Consider the following 17,996-nt stretch of genomic DNA (forward strand, 5'->3'; position numbering starts at 1 on the left):
ACTCAGGTGAACCGCGTCACGGGGAGGGTACGGAAGGCGATGCGCTCGTACTGTCCGAAGTCGCCGGTCTCGTACAGCAGTCCGACCGTGTCGGCGTCGACGCGGACCAGGTCGGAGTAGGCCGCGGGCAGCCCGTCGACGGTGTGGGCGACCCGCCAGGTGGTGCCGCCGTCGGTGGAGGCGCGCACGGTCATCAGCGCCCGGTGGGCGGGGTCGGCGGGACCGGAGTAGAGCAGCACGTCCGGGTCGCCCAGGTGCAGCACGCTGCCCTGGCAGACCGGGCCGGTGAGGCCCGCCTGCGGGCGGAACCGCGGGCTGAGGGTGCGCCCGCCGTCCGCCGAGTGGGCGTCGGCGCGGTTGCCCGGGGAGCGGGAGTCGTTGCGGGTGTTGAAGTAGACGCGGCCGTCGGGGAGTTCGGCGGCGGTGGTCTCGTTGGCGTTGATGTAGCCGCTGGTGTCCTGGTCCAGGTAGCCGAGGTACCAGCTCTCCCCGCGGTCGTCGCTGAGCAGGCAGTGGCCGCTGTTGTAGCGGGGTTCGGCGCCGGTGTCCGAGCCCTCCGGGGGCAGGGTGTGGTTGCCGGGGACGACGACCCGGCCGGTGCTGAGCTGGATGCCGTGCCCGGGGGTGGTGGCGTACCAGCGCCAGCCCGGGTGCTTGACCTGCTCGGTGATCTCCCTCGGGTCGGACCAGGTCAGCCCCTCGTCGTCGCTGTGCTGGACCCACACCCGGCGCCCGTCGGCCTCGGCGACCTTGCCGTGCAGGATCAGCTCCTCGGACGCGGCGGCGGCGGAGCGGACGTGCACGAGCAGCACCCGTCCGCTGTCCAGCGCGACCGGCGCGGGGTTCCCGGCGAGGTCCGTCCCGCCCGCGGCGGCCACCTGGAGCGGCCCCCAGGTGCGGCCCCCGTCCGCCGACCGTTTCAGCACCACGTCGATGCGCCCCCAGTCCCGCGCCGACTCCACCCGCCCCTCGCAGAAGGCGAGCAGCGTGCCCGGTCCGGTGGCGACCACGGCGGGGATGCGGTAGCTGGCGTACCCCTCCTGCCCGGCGGTGAACGGGACGGTGGCGACGGCGGTGTCCGACATGCGCGCGACTCCTCGAAACGACGACGGTCCGGCACGACTGCCCGTCTTGGGCGAATTCGGGGTGAACTCGGGGTCACGAGTGTCCCGTTACGGCAGGATGCGTTCGTATGGATGCCGTACGAGTCGCACTGTTGCGGGAAGTGCTCGCCGGGACCGAGTGGCTGGGGGCCACCCGGAGATTCGCGGGGGCGCTGCGCGGGTCGGTGGTGGCGCACGGCGGCGGGCTGCTGTTGGTCGGCACGGAGGAGTACGAGCCCTGGCACCTGGCGGCGCACCTGGTGGACGAGGCGGCCTGGTCGGGGACGCCGGAGCTGACGCCGACGCTGGTGCGGCACGGCGCACGGCCCACGGACCCCCCGCACCTGGCGGTGGGGCTCGGCAGGATCGAGGCGGCGAAGCGGGGCGAGACGCTGCTGGTGGTGGCGGACCGGGAGCCCGGCGGGGCGCTGCTTGAGCGGGTGTACGACGCCCGCAGGTCGGGGGCGACGGTCCTCGCCCTGGGCTCGGGGGACGAGGGGCTGAGGGCGATGGCGCACGAGGCGCTGCCGGTGCGCCCCGACGCGGAGCTGGACCTGGACACCGTGCAGCACCTGGTGAGCGCGGCGGCGGGCGAGAACCCACTGCCTTCCCCGACCGGCCGCCGCCTCCGCGACCGCCTCACCCGCCTCGCAGACCAGCTCACGGCCCCACCACCGCCGCGGTGGTGACACGCGGAGGCGGGTGACACCACCTCTATGGCGGCGCCGGGGGCGGGTGACACCACCTCAATGGTGACACCGCGGGCTGGCGACACCACCTCGGTGATGACACCGCCGGCTGGCGGCACAGCCTCGGTGGTGACACCGCGGGCTGGCGACACCACCTCGGTGATGACACCGCGGGCTGGCGACACCACCTCGGTGATGACACCGCCGGCTGGCGGCACAGCCTCGGTGGTGGCGCCGCGGGCCCGATCGCACCGGCCCGGTGGTGACACGCGCCACCTGAAAAGGCGTTGCCCGGGGTGAGTGTGGCGGCGGAGCATGGATCTTCGTGACCGACGCCCCTCCCCCGGCCCCCGCGGCCCCCGCGGCCCCCTCTGGTCTGCGCGCCCTGCTGCCCGACCTGGCGCCCTGGCGGGCCTCCCGTGACTTCCGGCGGCTGTGGGTGTCGGGGCTCGTCACCAACTTCGGCAGCTTCCTGACGTTCGTGGCGCTGCCGGTGCAGATCAAGGAGGAGACGGGTTCGGCGGCGGCGGTCGGCGCGATCGGCGCGGTGGAACTCGTGCCGCTGATCGTCTTCGGCCTGTACGGCGGCGCGCTCGCCGACGCCGCGGACAAGCGGCGCCTGATCCTCTGGTCGGAGGTCGGCCTCGGTCTGCTGTCGGCGGTGCTGCTGTGCAACGCGCTGCTGCCGGACCCGGCCGTCTGGCCGCTGTACGTGGTCGCCGCGCTCAGCTCCGCGCTGGTCTCCGTGCAGCGCCCCGCCCTGGACTCCCTGATCCCGCGGATCGTGCCGCACGAGCACCTCCCGGCCGCCGCCGCGCTCAACTCCCTGCGCTGGCAGGTCGGCGGCATCGCGGGCCCGGCACTGGCGGGCGTGGTGGTGGCGTTCGCGGGCCTCGGCTGGGCGTACGCCGTGGACCTGCTGACGTTCGTCGTCTCGGTGGTGCTGGTCCTCGGCCTCGCCGCCTCCCCCGCCTCGCACGAGGCGTCGAAGCCGTCGCTGCGCTCCATCGCGGAGGGCGCCGCGTACGCCTGGCGCCGCAAGGAGCTGCTGGGCACCTACGCGATCGACCTCGCGGCGATGTTCCTGGCGATGCCGCTGGCGGTGCTGCCGTTCCTCGCGGACGAGCTGGACGCCGAGTGGTCGCTGGGCCTGATGTACGCCGCGATCCCGGCCGGGTCGCTGCTGGTCAGCGTCACCAGCGGCTGGACGTCACGGGTGCACCGGCACGGCCGGATGGTGGCACTGGCCGCCCTGTTGTGGGGCCTGTCGATCGCGGCGGCGGGCGCGGCGCACGACGTCTGGCTGGTGCTGCTCTTCCTCGCCCTGGGCGGCTGCTGCGACATGGTCAGCGGCATCTTCCGGGGCGCGATGTGGAACCAGACGATCCCGGACGAGCTGCGCGGCCGTCTCGCCGGGATCGAGCTGCTGTCGTACTCGGTGGGCCCCCAGCTCGGCCAGGTCCGCGCGGGCTCCATGGCGGCCTGGGCCGGGGTGCGCGCCTCCGTCTGGTCCGGCGGCCTCGTCTGCGCCGCCGGGGTGGGCCTGCTGGCCCTGTGCCTGCCCAAACTGATGACCTACGACGTCCGCACCAACGAGCACGCGGTACGCCTGCGCGAACAGCGCGCCGCCGCGGCGGTGGCCCAGGGCTGATCACCCGTCGTCGCGGCCCGGCTCGCGGCCCGCGGTGTCGTGCCAGCGGGGGTCGTTCTCCCACTCCAGGTTGCGTTCGCGGGCCGTCTGCATGGCGTGTTCGGCCTCCTTGCGGCTCGGGTAGGGACCGAAGCGGTCCTTGGCCGGGCACTCGGGGCCCTCCTCGACCTTCTGGTGCTCCAGGCAGTAGTACCACTCGCCCGGCTTCCCGACCGTGCGCTTCTTGAACAGGGCCATGACCGGCTCCTTTCGCCAGGGACATGGTCTCGTATGCCCGCTGGTTAGACTCGCTGACATGTCTGGCCAGTCGCTGCTCGTACCAGGGGAGCTGTCTCCCACCCGTTCCGTACCCGGAAACATCCGCCGTCCCGAGTACGTGGGCAAGCCCGCACCCACCCCCTACACCGGCCCGGAGGTGCAGACCCCGGAGACCATCGAGGCGATGCGGACCGCGGGGCGGATCGCGGCGCGGGCGATGGCGGAGGCGGCCAAGCTGATCGCCCCCGGCGTCACCACGGACGAACTGGACCGGGTGGCGCACGAGTACATGTGCGACCACGGCGCCTACCCGTCCACGCTCGGCTACCGCGGCTTCCCCAAGTCCCTGTGCACCAGCGTCAACGAGGTGATCTGCCACGGCATCCCGGACTCGACGGTGCTGCGCGACGGCGACATCGTCAACCTCGACGTGACGGCGTACATCGGCGGGGTGCACGGCGACAACAACGCCACCTACCTGGTCGGTGAGGTGGACGAGGAGAGCCGTCTGCTCGTCGAGCGCACCCGCGAGGCGCTGAACCGGGCGATCAAGGCGGTCAAGCCGGGCCGCCAGATCAACGTCATCGGCCGGGTCATCGAGTCGTACGCCAAGCGCTTCGGCTACGGCGTGGTCCGGGACTTCACCGGACACGGCATCAACTCGTCGTTCCACTCGGGCCTGATCATCCCGCACTACGACAGCCCGCACGCGACGACGGTGATCCAGCCCGGCATGACGTTCACCATCGAGCCGATGCTGACGCTGGGCACCCACGACTACGACATGTGGGACGACGGCTGGACGGTGGTCACCAAGGACCGCAAGCGGACGGCCCAGTTCGAGCACACCCTGGTGGTGACGGACACCGGCGCGGAGATCCTGACCCTGCCGTGACCCCGGGAGAAGCGAAGTCCCCCTCGCGCACCCAACCGTGCGCGAGGGGGACCACCGTCCCGCTCAGAAGTGGCCGTCGCAGCGGGCGCCGCCCCACTCCACCTCGGCGGTCTCCATCTCGATCTCGCCGTGGTACGGGCTGCACGCGTGCCCGCCGTTGAACGGGTACCGCTGGCCGTCGTCGTCACCGGCGGACGCCGTCGCCGCGCCCGTGGCGGTCAGCGCGGCGGTCAGGGCGGCGGCGGCCAGAACAGAACGAATACGCATGGAACACCTCTCGTGGTACGGGTCGGACATGCCCAGAGGTCCCCGTTCGCCACTGCCCGCACACGCGGTTCCACCCGTACGGCGGCTCAGCGCTCCAGTTGGACCCGGCCCCCGACCTCGACCCAGCCGTGCGGCTGCGGCGCGGTCAGGAGCTGCGAGCCGAGGCCCTGGGTGATGTTGAGCGCCCGTCCCAGCCGCTCGGTCAGCAGCAGCGCCGCCGCGCCGGTCGCCTCGTCCTCCGCCACGCCGTCGCCCCGGCCCGGGAAGGCCCGCGCCCGGACGCGTCCGGCGGCCTCGTCCTCCCAGGCCCAGGCGTACACCCACGCCCCGTCCGGGGGCACCGGCAGCGCCTCCACCTCGCGGGCACTCGGGTACTGCCGCAGGGTGCGCGGCGGCACCCACTCCGCGCGCGCCTCGATCCAACTGAACTCCCCGTCCAGCCGGACCCCGACCGGCCCCGCCGGGGTCACCAGCTCGGGCACGTCGAGCAGCCAGCCCACCCCCACGCAGGGGTGACCGGCGAAGGGCAGCCGGGTGCCGGGTGTCCAGATGTCGATGACGCCCCGCTCGGGGTCGTCGACGAAGACCGTCTCGCTGAACCCCAGCTTGGCCGCCAACGCCTGCCGCTCCTCCGCCCCGGGGACCTGGGACCCCTCCCGGACGACGCCGAGTTCATTGCCGTAGCCACCGTTCGGCGCACAGAAGACGCGCAGCACGTCGTAGTCAGTCACGCGGGCATTCAAGCACCAAGGGGGCGGTGGTCCGCCAGGGACATTTGAACGTCCCTTTGCCCGTGCGTGGTGTTCTTGACCTGTTCATGGCGTCTCGATGGAGCACCCGTGATCGCTTCGTGCTCATACGCCGCCCATGAGAGCTGAATCACCGCACGCGTGGGTAGCCCACAGGTAAGGCTCAGATAAGTTAGGTGAGCCTATCCAGATCTCTCATGGAGCCCGTATGCGCGCCGCCCGCCTCACCGTCGCGACCGCCGCCACCGCGGCCGTCCTCGCCGCCCTCTCCGGCTGCACCGAGAAGAGCGGTGCCTCGGACGGCGAGCACGTCATCAACGTGACCGCCACGGACGACGCGTGCGAGGTGTCGAAGAAGTCGGTGCCCGCCGGGCACGTCGAACTCGCCATCGAGAACAAGGGCTCCAAGGTCACCGAGGTCTACCTCCTCTTCCCCGACGACCGCGTCGTCACCGAGCGGGAGAACATAGGCCCCGGCACCAAGCAGCGCGTCACCGCCGAGGTGAAGGCCGGTGACTACCGCATCGCCTGCAAGCCCGGCATGAAGGGCAAGGGCATCCGGCAGGACATCAAGGCCACCGGCAAGACGGACGCCAAGCGCGACCCGCGGCTGGACGCGGCCGTCGCCGAGTACCGCGCCTACGTCCAGCAGCAGGCCGACGAGACGCTGCCGCTGGCCGAGACCTTCGCCAAGGCGGTCAAGGACGGCGACCTCGCCGCTGCCCGGAAGGCGTACGCCCCCTCCCGCGTCGGCTGGGAGCGCACCGAGCCGGTCGCGGAGTCCTTCGGTGACCTCGACCCCAAGGTGGACGTCCGCGAGGACGGCCTGGAGGACGGCCAGGACCCGGCCACCGACTGGACCGGCTGGCACCGCCTGGAGAAGGCCCTGTGGGCGGACGAGAAGATCGGCGACCGGGAGAAGGAACTCGCCGACCAGCTCCTCACCGACCTGAAGGACTGGCAGGACCGCGTCGGCACCGCCGAGATCACCCCCACCTCCATGGCCAACGGCGCCAAGGAACTCCTCGACGAGGTCGCCACCGGCAAGGTCACCGGCGAGGAGGAGCGCTACTCGCACACCGACCTCGTCGACTTCAAGGCCAACGTCGAGGGCGCGCAGAAGTCGTACGAGCTGCTCAAGCCGGTCGCGCGGGAGAACGACAAGGCGCTCACCACCGAGCTGGACGAGCAGTTCGCCGCGCTGAACACGCTGCTGGACGACTACCGCGCGGACCCCGCGAACAAGGAGTCGTACGACTTCGTCTCCTACGACAAGGTCGGCGCCGCCGACCGCAAGAAGCTGTCGGACGCGGTCAACGCCCTCGCGGAGCCGCTGTCCAAGCTCGCCGCCGCCGTCGTGGCCAAGTAGGGCAGGGAGGGAACGCACGTGGCTGACACTCCGCGACCGAAGGACCCCTCCCGGCGGGCGCTGATCGGCTGGGGCGGTGCCGGGCTGGCGCTCGGGGCCGCCGCCGGTGGCGGGGCCGCCGCCATGGCGCTCGCCGGGGACGACGTCTCGCCCGCCGCCGACGCGGGCGCCGCCGTCGCCTTCCACGGCGCCCACCAGGCGGGCATCGCCACGCCGGTGCAGGACCGGCTGCACTTCGCCGCGTTCGACGTGCGCACCGACGACCGCGCCGCCTTCGTGCGACTGCTGAAGGACTGGACCGAGGCCGCGCGGCTGATGACCGCCGGGCACCCGGTCGGTGAGGGCGCGTACGGCGGGCCCGCCGAAGCGCCCCCGGACGACACCGGCGAGGCGCTCGGCCTCAAGCCCTCCCGGCTCACCCTGACGATCGGCTTCGGGCCGTCGCTGTTCGAGAAGTTCAACCTGGCCGACCGGCGCCCCGAGGCCCTGGTCGACCTGCCGAAGTTCCCCGGCGACAACCTGGACAGGAACCGCAGCGGCGGCGACCTGTGCGTGCAGGCGTGCGCCGACGACCCGCAGGTCGCCGTGCACGCCATCCGCAACCTCGCCCGCATCGGCTTCGGCCGGGTCGCCATCCGCTGGTCGCAGCTCGGCTTCGGCAAGACGTCGTCGACGACGCCCGACGAGCAGACCCCGCGCAACCTCATGGGGTTCAAGGACGGCACCCGCAACATCGCGGGCACCGAGACGGCCCGGCTGGAGAAGCACGTCTGGGTCGGGGAGGAGGACGGGCCGCGGTGGATGACCGGCGGGTCGTACCTGGTCGCCCGCCGCATCCGGATGCACATCGAGACCTGGGACCGCACCTCCCTCCAGGAGCAGGAGGACGTCTTCGGCCGCGACAAGGGCGAGGGCGCGCCCGTCGGCAAGGCCAAGGAGCGCGACGAGCCGTTCCTGAAGGCGATGAAGCCCGACGCCCACGTGCGGCTCGCCCACCCCGACTCCAACGACGGGGCGACCCTGCTGCGCCGCGGCTACTCCTTCACCGACGGGACCGACGGCCTCGGCCGCCTGGACGCGGGCCTGTTCTTCCTCGCCTACCAGCGCGACCCGCGCACCGGGTTCATCCCCGTCCAGCGCAACCTGGCCACGGACGCGCTCAACGAGTACATCCAGCACGTCGGTTCGGCCGTCTTCGCCATCCCGCCGGGCGTGACCGACAGCGACGACTGGTGGGGCCGGACCCTGCTGACCGAGGAGGCGTGAGAGGTGTTCTCCAACTACCTGATCGGACTGCGGGAGGGCCTGGAAGCCTCCCTCGTCGTCTGCATCCTCATCGCCTACCTGGTCAAGACCGGCCGCCGGGACGCCATCCGGCCGATCTGGATCGGCATCGGCGTCGCGGTCGCGCTGTCCCTCGGCTTCGGCAGCGCGCTCGAATACGGCTCCCAGGAGCTGACGTTCGAGGCGCAGGAGGCCCTCGGCGGCTCGCTGTCGATCCTCGCGGTGGTCCTGGTGACGTGGATGGTGTTCTGGATGCGCCGCACCGCCCGCCACCTCAAGGCCGAGCTGCACGACAAGCTGGACACCGCCCTCCAACTGGGCACCGGCGCGCTGGTCGCGACCGCGTTCCTCGCGGTGGGCCGGGAGGGCCTGGAGACGGCGCTGTTCGTGTGGGCGTCGGTGCACGCCGCGAGCGACGGCACCCCGCGCCCACTGATCGGCGTCGCCCTCGGCCTGGCGACGGCGGTCCTGCTGGGCTGGCTGTTCTACCGGGGCGCGCTGCGCATCAACCTCGCCCGGTTCTTCACCTGGACCGGCGGCATGTTGGTCGTCGTCGCGGCGGGCGTGCTGGCGTACGGCGTCCACGACCTCCAGGAGGCCGACTGGGTGCCGGGGCTGACGAACCTCGCCTTCGACATCAGCGGCACCATCGATCCGTCCAGTTGGTACGGCACCCTGCTCAAGGGCGTGTTCAACTTCCAGCCCGATCCGACCGTCCTCCAGGTCACGGTGTGGCTGCTGTACCTCGTCCCGGCGCTCGCGCTGTTCCTCGCCCCGGTAGGGTTCGCCTCCGGAAAGGGGAAGGTGAAGGAGCCGGATGACCAGGGATCGCAGCCGTCGCGGGCGTGACCGGAACGCACTCATAGCCGCCTCGGTGACCGTTTTGTCGTTGACGGCGGCGAGCGGTTGCGTGGTGGTGCACGGCGAGCGCGAGGTGCTCCCCGCGACGACCAAGGCCGAAGCCGCCGAGGCGCTACGGGAGTTCACCGCCGCGTACAACGACGCCGACGAGGCGTACGACAGCACCCTGGACGCCGACTACGTCACCGGGCCCCTCGCGGACATCGACAAGGCCCGGCTGACGGCCGGTCGCGCCAACAACCCCGGCGGCAACCCGTCGCACACGCCGCTGGAGCTGACGGACGCCAGGTTCACCATCCCGAAGAAGGCGGGCTGGCCGCGCTGGTTCCTCGCCGACGCCGAGGGCAACAAGGGCGGTTCGGCGCGCTGGCTGCTGGTGTTCACCCGGGACTCGCTGGACGAGCGGTGGCAGGTGTCGTTCCTGACGCTGGTCGCGCCCGGCAAGGTGCCCGAGTTCAGGACGGACGCGGACGGCTGGGCGGAGCCGGTGGCCGCGGACGCGGCGGACCTGGCGGTCACCCCGGCGAAGCTCAGCCGGGCGTACGTGTCCTACCTGAAGGACGGCGGCGACACCTTCGCGCCCGGCACCCACACCAGCGTCTGGCGCGGCACCCGGGAGAAGAACGCCACGCGGCCCGGTCTGGCGACGCAGTACATCGACGAGCCGATGACCAACGGCGACTACGCGCCGCTCGGGCTGCGCACCGAGGACGGCGGCGCGATGGTCTTCTTCACCACCCGCCACTTCGAGAAGCAGACCGCCGCCCCCGGCACCGAGGTCCCCACCCCCAACGACAGCGTCCTGGCCCTGACGAAGGGCGAGATCAAGCAGTCCCTGACGATGGAGTTCGTCTCCAACGAGGTCGCCCTGGACCCGGCCGCGGACGGCGCCCCGGTGACCGTGCTGGGCCGCATCCAGGGGCTCACGGCGGCGCAGGGCGAGTAGCGCGGCCCGGCGCTCAGCGGCGCAGGGGCCAGGCGCCGCTGGGGTGGTCGGAGTCCTGGGCGGCGTGGCGGGCGCAGGCGTCGGTGAGGTGCTCCAGGAGGCTCAGCGGGTCGGGGAGGGCGTGTTCGGGGCCGCGTACCCAGTGCACGTCGAGGCCGTCGCCGGGGAGGCGGGACGGGGGGACGAGGACGTAGGAGCCGCGGCAGTGCCAGCGCAGGCCGGGGTGCTCGTCCATCGTCTCGGGGTGGCAGTCCAGCTCGCAGGGCCACCACTCGTCCTCGTCCTCGGGGGTGCCGCGGGTGAGGGTGAAGAAGAGCATCCGGCCGTCGCCGGTCTCGGCCACCGGGCCGACCTCGACGCCGTCGGCGAGGAGCCGCGCCAGCGCCTCGTTCCCGGCGTCCAGGGGGACGTCGAGGACGTCGTGGACCATGCCGGTCGCGGTGATGAAGTTGGCCTGCGGCTGGTGCCGGGCCCAGCGCTCGATCTGGGCGCGGTCGGTCGTGGACTGCGTCTGCCAGGCGAACGACACCGGGTGCCGGGCGGGGGTCGGACAGCCGACCCGGTCGCAGGAGCAGCGGTAGCCGGGGGCGGGGTGCGCGGCGGGCGCCAGCGGCAGTCCCGCGGCGGCGGCGGCGAGCAGCAGGTCCTCCCGGCCACCGTCACCGGCGGCCTCCTTCGGTCGGCGTCCGCGCAGCCACTGGGAGAGCCTGCCCTGCCGGCCGGTGCGACCGCCGTACTCCGCGCTCATCTATCCCCTCGCCTCGCCGTCGTGCCGTCAACGTGCCCCATGGTCCCACCATCCTGCGCCCTGGGGGGCCACAGTCCCCAACCGGGAACGGGGGGAGGAGAGATACCCCACACCCGCGACCGGGGCCGTTGCCCCGACGTCAGCGGGGTGCGAGGCCGCCGAGCGCGTAGTCGACGAGGGTGTCCGTGTAGGCGTGGGTGATCGGCCCGGTGCGCTGGAGCCAGCGCTGGGCGAGCGGGGAGACGAAGAGTTCCAGGGCGATCCGCGGGTCCACGTCCGGGCGCACCTGCCCGGCGTCCTGGGCGGCGCGCAGCCGTCGTACGTAGAGCTGGAGCTGGGGTGCGAGGAGCGTGGCGACGAACTCCCGGCCGAGCTGTTCGTTGACGACTCCCTCGGCGGCCAGCGCCCGCGCCGGGGCCTCGAAGCGGGGGTCGTGCAGTTCGTCGACGGTGGCCCGCAGCACGGCCTTGAGGTCGGCGGCAAGGTCGCCGGTGTCCGGGATGGCGTACTCGGCGCCGCCGTCGGCGGCCTGCTCGGCGGCCTGTGCGCTGAGGTCGAGGAACGCCTCCAGCAGGACGTCCGCCTTCGAGGACCACCAGCGGTAGATCGTCTGCTTGCCGACCCCGGCGCGGGCGGCGATCCCCTCGACGGTCGTCCTGGGGTAGCCGACCTCCCCGACGAGCGCCAGCGCCGCCTCGTAGATGGCGCGGCGGGACCTCTCGCTGCGGCGGGAGGCGTCGGGGCGGGTACTGGCGGGGTTCTGGGCCATGGCGTCGAATCTAGCAAGGGGGCAAGACGCGCCGTCTCGCCTTATGCGCCGGGTTCCTCGGGGGGCGGCCAGGCGTCTCCCCAGTCGGCGTCGCGGGCGGCCTTGTAGAGCGGGCCGTGGCGCTTGGTGACGGTGGTGCGGCGCAGGCCCGGTTCCGTCTCGCACAGCTCCAGCAGCACCTGCCCCTTGCGGATCTGCGGTCTGCGGACGACGCGGGCGGTGGCCGGGGCGGGCGGGAAGCGGGTGGCGGCGACGTAGGAGAACTTCTCGTCCTCGTAGGCGAGGGAGCCGCCCTTGACCTGGCGGTGCAGGGAGGAGCGGCTGACCCGGGCCGAGAAGTGGCACCAGTCGGTGCCGGGGACGATGGGGCAGGCGGCGCTGTGCGGGCACGGCGCGGCGATGTGGAAACCGGCGGCGACGAGGCGGTCGCGGGCCTCGATCATGCGGGCGTAGCCGTCGGGGGTGCCGGGCTCGACGATGACGACGGCCTGCCCGGCGGACGCGGCGGCGTCGACCACGGCGGCGCGGTCGGGTGCGGTCAGCTCGTTGAGGACGTAGGAGACGGTGACGAGGTCCGCGTCCTCCAGCGTGAGCGCCGTACCGATCCGCGCCCGCTGCCAGCGCACGTCCCGCAGCCCGGGGTCGGCGGCGGCGATCTCCCGCCCGAGGGCGAGCGCGGGTTCGGCCCAGTCCAGCACGGTCACCGCCCGCGCCCCCGGCCACACCGCCCCGGCCGCCCAGACCGCCGCGCCGGTGCCGCCGCCGACGTCGACGTGGCTGCCGGGCGCCCATCCGGGGACGGCCGCCGCGCACTCCGTCAGCGCGGAGCGGACCGCCGCGAAGGTCGCGGGCATCCGGTACGCCGCGTACGCCACCACGTCCGCCCGGTCCCGCAGGATCGGCGCGTCGGTCGGGGTGCGCCCCCGGTAGCTGGCGATCAGCCGCTCCACGGCCCCGGCGGCCTGCCGTGGGGGCAGCCCGTCGAGCAGCCCGGCGAGCGCGTCCCGCAGGGTTTCCGCCTGGGGCGCGGGCGGGGAGGCGGAGTCCGGGGTGGGCACGGGTACGTTCACCGGGCGATTCTCTCAAACCCCCCGCACCGGCCCCGCCGCCCGCACCGCCCGCGCCACCCGCGTCCCCGCCGCCGCCCTCGGACGGCTGTCCGCGGGCCGCCGCCTGGGGTGGACGGTGTTGGCGAGGAGGACGAGGTAGGTGTCCGTCGCGGGGTCCAGCACCAGGGACGTACCGGTGAACCCGGTGTGCCCGGCCGCCCCCCGCCCCGCCAGCTCCCCCATGAAGTACGGCTCGTCCAGCGCGAAGCCGAGGCCCGGCGGGGTGAGCAGCAGTTCCACGAAGTCGGGGCCGAGGATGCGCGCGGGCCCGTACGCGCCGCCCGCGAGGATCGCGCGGCAGAACACCGCGAGGTCGCGGCCGGTGGAGAACAGCCCGGCGTGCCCGGCGACCCCGCCGAGCGCCCAGGCGTTCTCGTCGTGGACGACGCCCCGCAGCATCCCCCGGTCCGCCTTGGCCCAGGGCCGCCGCTGGTCCTCGGTGGCGGCGGCGCCGGGGCAGGGCCCGAAGCGGGTGGCCGTCATGCCGAGGGGGCGGGTGATGCCGTCGCGGACCAGGACGTCCAGCGGGCGCCCGGTGACGCGTTCCAGGACGTACTGGAGGAGCAGCAGGTTCAGGTCGGAGTAGCGGTAGGTGCCGGGCTCGCCGTCCGGGGCCTCGGCGCGCAGCAGGGCGAGGCGTTCGGCGTGGTCGGCGCAGTCGTACAGGGGCAGTTCGGGGCGGAGCCCGGAGGTGTGGGTGAGGAGTTGGCGGACGGTGGTGCCGTGCCGGGCGGCGCCGTGGAACTCCGGCAGGTAGGCGCCGACGAGGGCGTCGATGCCGAGGGTGCCGCGCTCGATCTGCTGGACGGCGGCGACGGCGGTGAACAGCTTGGTGAGGGAGGCCAGGTCGAAGGGGGTGTCGACGGTCATCGGCACCCGCTTGCCCGGCGGCAGCTCGACGCCCCGGTCGGCCACCGGGTCGTAGGCGGCGTACCGCACGGCCCAGCCCGCCGCGTGTTCCAGGGCGAGCACGGGGCCGCGCCCGGCGACCACGACGGCGCCCGCCGCCCAGGGGTCGTCGCCGGTGGTGAGGCGCTGTACCTCACGGACCAGGCGGCGCAGTTCGGCGGGGTCGAGTCCGGCCCGCTCGGGGGTGCCGCTGCGCAGTCTCGGCGCGCTCAGCTCTCTGCTCCCTCCAGGCTCGGGCGGGCCCGCCACGGTCGGCACATGCCGACGAAGAAGGCCACGCCCACCAGTGTGGCGGTCAACTGCGTGACGGCCATGGGTACGGCGGTGTGTTCCCCGGCGATCCCGACCAGCGGGGAGGCGACCGCGCCGATGAGGAACCCGGAGGTGCCGAGCAGCGCGGACGCCGACCCGGCGGCGTGCCGTACCCGCAGCAGCGCCAGCGTCTGGGTGTTGGGCAGGGTGACGCCCATCGCGGACATCAGCACGAACAGCGCGGCGGCCACCGGCACCAGGCCGACGTCGCCGAAGACGCCGAGGGTCATCAGCAGCAGCGCGGTGGCGGCGGCCACGATGATGCCGAGGCCGACGGTGAGCACCCGGTCGAGGCTGACCCGGCCGACCAGCACCCGGCCGTTGAGCTGCCCGGCGGCGACCAGGCCGATGGAGTTCAGGCCGAACAGCAGGCTGAAGGTCTGCGGGGAGGCGCCGTAGATCTCCTGGACGACGAAGGGCGAGGCGGAGACGTAGGCGAACAGGGCGGCGAAGGTGAAGGCGCCGCAGAGCATGTAGCCGGTGAAGGGCAGGTCGGCGAGGAGCGCGCGGACGGCGCGCAGGGTCTCCCCGGCGCCTCCGGAGTGGCGGTCGGCGGCGGGCAGGGTCTCGGGCAGCCGGAACCAGACGACGGCGGTGAGCAGCGCCCCGACCACGGTCAGGACGACGAACACGCCCCGCCAGTCGGTCACCCGCAGGATCTGCCCGCCGATGAGCGGCGCGATGATCGGGGCGACGCCGGAGATCAGCATCAGGGTGGAGAAGAAGCGGGCCATGGCCATGCCGTCGTAGAGGTCGCGGGCGACGGCGCGGGCGATGACGATCCCGGCGGCGCCCGCGAGCCCCTGCACCAGCCGGAAGGCGACGAGGGTCTCGACGGTGGACGCGAAGGCGCACAGGGCGGTGGCGACGACGTAGAACGCGAGGCCGACGAGGAGCGGGCGGCGGCGTCCCCAGCGGTCGCTCATCGGGCCGACCACGAGCTGCCCGAGCGCCATCCCGGCCAGGCACGTGGTGAGGGTGAGCTGCACGGTGGCGGCGGGGGCGTGCAGGGAGCTGGTGACCTCGGGCAGCGCCGGGAGGTACATGTCCATCGCCAGCGGGGGTGTGGCGGTGAGTCCGCCGAGGACCAGGGTGACGAGGAGGGAGGTGCGGCGCGGGGAGCGCGGCGCGGCTCCCTCCAGCGTCGACAACCCGCCTGATGTGCCCCTTACTTCTGATACGTCCGGTATCGATGCCCCTGGTTCGGGCATGTGCCCCTCCCTTTGCGAGTGATCCGCGACCTATGCTCTCAGCTCGTACAGGTGGTCGGAGCCGGGTCGGCAGTTCGAACGTCGACGGCCACACCGAGGAACAGGGCGGGCGGGATGACGGACACGACGGACTCGACACACTCGACGGACACCGTGCGGTGGGGCGTGCTGGCCACCGGCGGGATCGCCGCCGCGTTCACGGCGGACCTGGTGGACCTGCCGGACGCGGAGGTGGTCGCCGTGGGCTCGCGGTCGCTGGCCTCGGCGGAGGCGTTCGCGGAGCGGTTCGGCATCGACCGGGCGCACGGCTCCTGGGCGGAGCTGGCGGCCGACGCGGAGGTGGACGTCGTCTACGTCGCCACCCCGCACGCGGCGCACCGCGCGGCGGCCGGGATGTGCCTGGAGGCCGGGCGCGGGGTGCTGTGCGAGAAGCCGTTCACGCTGAACGTGCGGGAGACGGAGGAGCTGGTCGCGCTGGCGCGGCGGCACGGGGTCTTCCTCATGGAGGCCATGTGGATGTACTGCAACCCGCACATGCGGCGCCTGAAGGCGCTGGTCGACGACGGCGCGATCGGCGAGGTGCGCACGGTGCAGGCCGACTTCGGCCTCGCGGGCCCGTTCCCGCCCGCGCACCGGCTGCGGGACCCCGCGCAGGGCGGCGGCGCGCTGCTCGACCTGGGCGTGTACCCGGTGTCGTTCGCGCAGTTGCTGCTGGGTGAGCCGTCGGGCGTGACGGCGCGGGCGGTGCTGTCGGAGGAGGGCGTCGACCTCCAGACGGGCGCGCTGCTCTCCTGGGACGGCGGCGCCCTGGCGTCGGTGCACTGCTCCATCGTGGGCGGCACCGCGGGGACGGCGTCCGTCACCGGCTCGCTCGGCCGGGTCGACATCCCCGACGGCTTCTTCCACCCCGAGACGTTCGTCCTGCACCGGGACGGCCGCGACCCGGAGGTCTTCACGGCCGACCCGGCGGACGGGCCCCGCAGCACCTACAAGCACCAGGCCCGCGAGGTGATGGGCGCGCTGCGCGCGGGCCGCACGGAGTCCGAACTGGTCCCGCTGGACGGCACCCTCGCGGTGATGCGCACCCTGGACGCGATACGGGACCAGGTCGGCGTGCGCTACCCGGGCGAGCTGGAGCCGGTGACTACGCGGGCTTGAGCCCCTGGTCACCGACCTCGGTGACGAAGGAGGCGGCGGTGGTCAGCGGCGCGTCCGGCGTGGTGACGTACGGGACGGTCCTGAAGTCGGCGCGCGCCGCCTCCTGGCCGAGGGTGACGGTGGCGTAGCCGCGCTGCCCGTTGTAGAAGCGCATATGCGGGTTGGCCGCCAGGTAGGTGCCCCAGTTGGCGGGCCGCTCCGAACCGTCGCCGCCGCTGCTGACGGAGCTGGTGACGATCTCGGTGCCCACGACCCTGGACCCGGGGTCCTCGAAGTCCCGCTTGACGTCGAACCCGTAGTGCACGTGGACGTCGCCGGTGAGGACCATCAGGTTCTCCACCCCGGCCGCCTCCGCCCCGGCCAGCACCCGCTCGCGGGAGGCGGGGTAGCCGTCCCAGGAGTCCATGGAGACCTTGGAGGGCAGGGTGGTGGAGTTGTACCGCCGGGAGAAGGTGACCTGCTGCGGTACGACGTTCCACAGCGCCCGCGACCGCTTCCAGCCGTCGATCAGCCACCGCTCCTGGGTGGCCCCGGTCAGGGTGCGCGAGGGGTCCTCGGACTCGGGCCCGGGGAACTGCCAGCCGTCGCCGTACGCCTGGTCGGAGCGGTACTGGCGGGTGTCGAGCACGTCGAACTGGGCGAGCCGTCCCCAGTGCAGGCGCCGGTAGAGCTGGAGGTCGGGCCCGTCGGGGAGCTGCGGGCGGCGCAGCGGCATGTTCTCCCAGTAGGCCCGGTAGGCGGCGGCGCGGCGGAGCAGGAACTCCTCCGGCGGGACGCTGTTCTCGGGGGTGTCGTCGGCGTAGTTGTTCTCGGTCTCGTGGTCGTCCCAGGTGACGACGAAGGGGTGCGCGGCGTGCGCGGCGGCGAGGTCGGCGTCCGTCTTGTAGAGGGCGTACCGCAGCCGGTAGTCCTCCAGCGTGACCGTCTCGTGGTTGAAGTGGTCGGGCAGCGTCCCGGCCGGGTAACCCCGGGAGCCCGCGGCCGAGTTGACGGCGTACTCGTACAGGTAGTCCCCGAGGTGGAAGACGACGTCCACGTCCTCCTGGGCGAGGTGCCGGTACGCGGTCCAGTACCCCTGGTCGTAGCGCTGGCAGGAGACCAGCCCGAAGGTGAGGCCGGTGACCTTGGCGCCGATGCCGGGGGCGGTGCGGGTGCGCCCGGCCGGGCTGATCCAGCGCCCGGCGCGGAAGCGGTAGTGGTAGACGCGGTGCTCGGCGAGGCCGTCGACCTGGACGTGCAGGGTGTGGTGGAACTCGGGGTGGGCGGTGGCGGTACCGCGTCTGACGATCCGTCGGAACCGCTCGTCGGAGGCGACCTCCCACTCCACCGGGACGCGCTGGGCGGGCATCCCGCCGTCGGCCTGGAAGGGGACCGGGGCGAGCCGGGTCCACAGCAGGACGGAGCCGGGCAGCGGGTCACCGGAGGCGACGCCGAGGGTGAAGGGGTCCTCGCTGATCCGCGCCGGGTCGAGTTCGGCCGCGGCGGCGGTACCGGCGGCGGGCAGGTTCACCGTGAAGGCCAGCGCGGCGGCGGCGCCGGTGACGGTCAGGAAGCGGCGGCGGCCGAGGTGCCGGGCGGCGGCGCGGAGTTCGGGGGCGTGCCCGGGGTGCGGGTGACGGGGGGTCATGAGCGGCGGTTCCTCCCTGCGGCGTGAATGGACGCAGGGGGCATTCGAGTGGCCGGGAACGACCTCCGCTTGCCACGGACA

The 17,996-nt window shown here is 73.3% G+C and carries 18 protein-coding genes; 8 read left to right on the forward strand and 10 right to left on the reverse strand.

Annotated features, from left to right (window positions below; genetic code table 11):
* Positions 1-2: 2 nt before the first annotated feature.
* Positions 3-1,085 (reverse strand): sialidase family protein, encoded by a 1,083-nt coding sequence (locus ACFQZ6_RS09960; RefSeq protein WP_381606779.1) that lies wholly within the window; start codon positions 1,083-1,085, stop codon positions 3-5.
* Positions 1,086-1,192: 107 nt separating this feature from the next.
* Between ACFQZ6_RS09960 and ACFQZ6_RS09965 the strand changes: the two genes are divergently transcribed.
* The gene (locus tag ACFQZ6_RS09965) at positions 1,193-1,792 is read left to right on the forward strand and encodes a hypothetical protein (protein WP_381606781.1); all 600 of its coding nucleotides are present in this window, start codon (positions 1,193-1,195) and stop codon (positions 1,790-1,792) included.
* A gap of 325 nt (positions 1,793-2,117) precedes the next feature.
* The gene (locus ACFQZ6_RS09970; protein ID WP_381606783.1) at positions 2,118-3,443 is read left to right on the forward strand and encodes an MFS transporter; all 1,326 of its coding nucleotides are present in this window, start codon (positions 2,118-2,120) and stop codon (positions 3,441-3,443) included.
* On the opposite strand, the gene ACFQZ6_RS09975 is transcribed toward ACFQZ6_RS09970, so the two are convergent.
* Positions 3,444-3,680, reverse strand: a complete 237-nt coding sequence (locus ACFQZ6_RS09975; protein ID WP_381606785.1) for a hypothetical protein — start codon at positions 3,678-3,680, stop codon at positions 3,444-3,446.
* 58 nt (positions 3,681-3,738) lie between these two features.
* Between ACFQZ6_RS09975 and map the strand changes: the two genes are divergently transcribed.
* Complete coding sequence (gene map / locus ACFQZ6_RS09980; protein WP_381606787.1) at positions 3,739-4,596, forward strand: type I methionyl aminopeptidase; 858 nt, start codon at positions 3,739-3,741, stop codon at positions 4,594-4,596.
* 63 nt (positions 4,597-4,659) lie between these two features.
* Here map and ACFQZ6_RS09985 read toward each other — a convergent pair whose 3' ends face one another.
* Positions 4,660-4,863 carry a hypothetical protein gene (locus ACFQZ6_RS09985; RefSeq protein WP_381606788.1) on the reverse strand — a complete coding sequence of 68 codons (204 nt, stop codon included), beginning with the start codon at positions 4,861-4,863 and terminating at the stop codon, positions 4,660-4,662.
* Positions 4,864-4,949: 86 nt separating this feature from the next.
* Entirely contained in the window at positions 4,950-5,594 is a 645-nt protein-coding gene (locus ACFQZ6_RS09990) for a PhzF family phenazine biosynthesis protein (RefSeq protein ID WP_381606790.1), read from the reverse strand.
* A 226-nt stretch (positions 5,595-5,820) separates the two neighbouring features.
* Here ACFQZ6_RS09990 and efeO point away from each other — a divergent pair, with 226 nt between their 5' ends.
* From efeO to ACFQZ6_RS10010, 4 genes are read left to right on the forward strand one after another with little or no spacing between them, the layout of a single operon-like run.
* Positions 5,821-6,981 (forward strand): iron uptake system protein EfeO, encoded by a 1,161-nt coding sequence (efeO, locus tag ACFQZ6_RS09995; RefSeq protein WP_381606792.1) that lies wholly within the window; start codon positions 5,821-5,823, stop codon positions 6,979-6,981.
* Between the two features lie 18 nt (positions 6,982-6,999).
* On the forward strand, positions 7,000-8,247 hold the full coding sequence (gene efeB / locus ACFQZ6_RS10000; RefSeq protein WP_381606795.1) for an iron uptake transporter deferrochelatase/peroxidase subunit: 1,248 nt from the start codon (positions 7,000-7,002) through the stop codon (positions 8,245-8,247).
* 3 nt (positions 8,248-8,250) lie between these two features.
* Positions 8,251-9,114: an iron uptake transporter permease EfeU gene (efeU, locus tag ACFQZ6_RS10005; RefSeq protein ID WP_381606796.1), complete on the forward strand. Its 864-nt coding sequence runs from the start codon at positions 8,251-8,253 to the stop codon at positions 9,112-9,114.
* Positions 9,083-10,072 carry a hypothetical protein gene (locus tag ACFQZ6_RS10010; RefSeq protein WP_381606798.1) on the forward strand — a complete coding sequence of 330 codons (990 nt, stop codon included), beginning with the start codon at positions 9,083-9,085 and terminating at the stop codon, positions 10,070-10,072. The genes efeU and ACFQZ6_RS10010 overlap by 32 nt, the downstream gene beginning before the upstream one ends.
* Positions 10,073-10,085: 13 nt before the next feature.
* Here ACFQZ6_RS10010 and ACFQZ6_RS10015 read toward each other — a convergent pair whose 3' ends face one another.
* The 5 genes from ACFQZ6_RS10015 to ACFQZ6_RS10035 form a co-directional block, all read right to left on the reverse strand.
* Complete coding sequence (locus tag ACFQZ6_RS10015; RefSeq protein ID WP_381606800.1) at positions 10,086-10,820, reverse strand: bifunctional DNA primase/polymerase; 735 nt, start codon at positions 10,818-10,820, stop codon at positions 10,086-10,088.
* Positions 10,821-10,959: 139 nt separating this feature from the next.
* Positions 10,960-11,589: a TetR/AcrR family transcriptional regulator gene (locus ACFQZ6_RS10020; protein ID WP_381606802.1), complete on the reverse strand. Its 630-nt coding sequence runs from the start codon at positions 11,587-11,589 to the stop codon at positions 10,960-10,962.
* Positions 11,590-11,630: 41 nt separating this feature from the next.
* Positions 11,631-12,647: a small ribosomal subunit Rsm22 family protein gene (locus ACFQZ6_RS10025; protein WP_381618190.1), complete on the reverse strand. Its 1,017-nt coding sequence runs from the start codon at positions 12,645-12,647 to the stop codon at positions 11,631-11,633.
* 24 nt (positions 12,648-12,671) lie between these two features.
* Entirely contained in the window at positions 12,672-13,865 is a 1,194-nt protein-coding gene (locus ACFQZ6_RS10030) for a serine hydrolase domain-containing protein (protein WP_381606804.1), read from the reverse strand.
* Positions 13,817-15,130, reverse strand: a complete 1,314-nt coding sequence (locus tag ACFQZ6_RS10035) for a multidrug effflux MFS transporter (protein WP_381606806.1) — start codon at positions 15,128-15,130, stop codon at positions 13,817-13,819. Before ACFQZ6_RS10035 ends, ACFQZ6_RS10030 begins: the two co-directional genes overlap by 49 nt.
* Positions 15,131-15,244: 114 nt before the next feature.
* On the opposite strand from ACFQZ6_RS10035, the gene ACFQZ6_RS10040 reads away from it, so the two are divergent.
* A complete protein-coding gene (locus tag ACFQZ6_RS10040) occupies positions 15,245-16,288 on the forward strand; it encodes a Gfo/Idh/MocA family protein (RefSeq protein ID WP_381606808.1) in 1,044 nt (347 codons plus the stop codon).
* Here the strand turns inward: ACFQZ6_RS10040 and ACFQZ6_RS10045 are convergent.
* On the reverse strand, positions 16,275-17,915 hold the full coding sequence (locus ACFQZ6_RS10045; RefSeq protein ID WP_381606810.1) for an alkaline phosphatase D family protein: 1,641 nt from the start codon (positions 17,913-17,915) through the stop codon (positions 16,275-16,277). The genes ACFQZ6_RS10040 and ACFQZ6_RS10045 overlap by 14 nt on opposite strands.
* Positions 17,916-17,996 lie beyond the last annotated feature (81 nt).

This window comes from Streptomyces flavalbus, assembly GCF_042674625.1.
Lineage (GTDB): Bacteria > Actinomycetota > Actinomycetes > Streptomycetales > Streptomycetaceae > Streptomyces > Streptomyces flavalbus.

Excerpts from the sequence above, each read along its gene's own strand:
- ACFQZ6_RS09960 (WP_381606779.1), bottom strand. The coding sequence starts at position 1,085 with ATGTCGGACACCGCCGTCGCCACCGTCCCGTTCACCGCCGGGCAGGAG.
- ACFQZ6_RS09965 (WP_381606781.1), top strand. The coding sequence starts at position 1,193 with ATGGATGCCGTACGAGTCGCACTGTTGCGGGAAGTGCTCGCCGGGACC.
- ACFQZ6_RS09975 (WP_381606785.1), bottom strand. The coding sequence starts at position 3,680 with ATGGCCCTGTTCAAGAAGCGCACGGTCGGGAAGCCGGGCGAGTGGTAC.
- map (WP_381606787.1), top strand. The coding sequence starts at position 3,739 with ATGTCTGGCCAGTCGCTGCTCGTACCAGGGGAGCTGTCTCCCACCCGT.
- ACFQZ6_RS09985 (WP_381606788.1), bottom strand. The coding sequence starts at position 4,863 with ATGCGTATTCGTTCTGTTCTGGCCGCCGCCGCCCTGACCGCCGCGCTG.
- efeO (WP_381606792.1), top strand. The coding sequence starts at position 5,821 with ATGCGCGCCGCCCGCCTCACCGTCGCGACCGCCGCCACCGCGGCCGTC.
- ACFQZ6_RS10010 (WP_381606798.1), top strand. The coding sequence starts at position 9,083 with ATGACCAGGGATCGCAGCCGTCGCGGGCGTGACCGGAACGCACTCATA.
- ACFQZ6_RS10015 (WP_381606800.1), bottom strand. The coding sequence starts at position 10,820 with ATGAGCGCGGAGTACGGCGGTCGCACCGGCCGGCAGGGCAGGCTCTCC.
- ACFQZ6_RS10020 (WP_381606802.1), bottom strand. The coding sequence starts at position 11,589 with ATGGCCCAGAACCCCGCCAGTACCCGCCCCGACGCCTCCCGCCGCAGC.
- ACFQZ6_RS10035 (WP_381606806.1), bottom strand. The coding sequence starts at position 15,130 with ATGCCCGAACCAGGGGCATCGATACCGGACGTATCAGAAGTAAGGGGC.
- ACFQZ6_RS10040 (WP_381606808.1), top strand. The coding sequence starts at position 15,245 with ATGACGGACACGACGGACTCGACACACTCGACGGACACCGTGCGGTGG.
- ACFQZ6_RS10045 (WP_381606810.1), bottom strand. The coding sequence starts at position 17,915 with ATGACCCCCCGTCACCCGCACCCCGGGCACGCCCCCGAACTCCGCGCC.